This is a genomic window from Blastococcus sp. SYSU DS0616, from assembly GCF_054051015.1.
In genome coordinates this window covers 1-552 of the sequence record NZ_JBJHAJ010000064.1, presented here as the reverse complement: position 1 = coordinate 552, position 552 = coordinate 1, and the positions used below count along the sequence as shown (strand labels likewise).

Below are 552 nucleotides of genomic sequence, written 5' to 3'. Positions count from 1 at the left end.
CGCAGAACCGCCTGGAGAGCACCATCAACTCGCTCAACGTCGCGGTGGAGAACCTCTCCGCGTCCGAGAGCCGCGTGCGGGACGCCGACATGGCCCAGGAGATGGTCGGGTTCACCCGCTCCCAGATTCTGTCCCAGGCCGGCACCGCGATGCTCGCCCAGGCCAACCAGGCCTCGCAGGGCGTCCTCTCGCTGCTCCGCTGATCCCAGCACTGAGCAGCTGAGCCACGACACCTCAGCACCACCCCGGGTGAGGGGGGAGGCCTTCGGGCCTCCCCCCTCGCTGCTTTTCCGACGCGGCTCGGAGAAGACACCGCTTCGCCTCAACCAACAGCCGGTCCTGCCGTAACAACCCGGGCGACTCAGCACGACCCGCAGCACGGATGCCGCGGAACAACGAGTACGACCCCGTCCACGGAGGATTCCCATGGGTCTGCGCATCAACCAGAACATCGCGGCGCTCAACGCTCACCGCAACCTGTCGATCACCGACAGCCAGATGAGCAAGTCGCTGGAGAAGCTCTCCTCCGGCTTCCGCATCAACCGCGCCGCC

The 552-nt window shown here is 67.0% G+C and carries 2 protein-coding genes; both read left to right on the top strand.

All coding sequences use genetic code 11. The features are described 5' to 3' along the window. The coding region (locus ACI79K_RS21130; RefSeq protein ID WP_456600684.1) for a flagellin at positions 1 to 203 on the top strand (203 nt) is incomplete at its 5' end. Positions 204 to 426: 223 nt separating this feature from the next. Further along, on the top strand, positions 427 to 552 hold a 126-nt coding region (locus tag ACI79K_RS21125; RefSeq protein WP_456599744.1), incomplete at its 3' end, for a flagellin N-terminal helical domain-containing protein.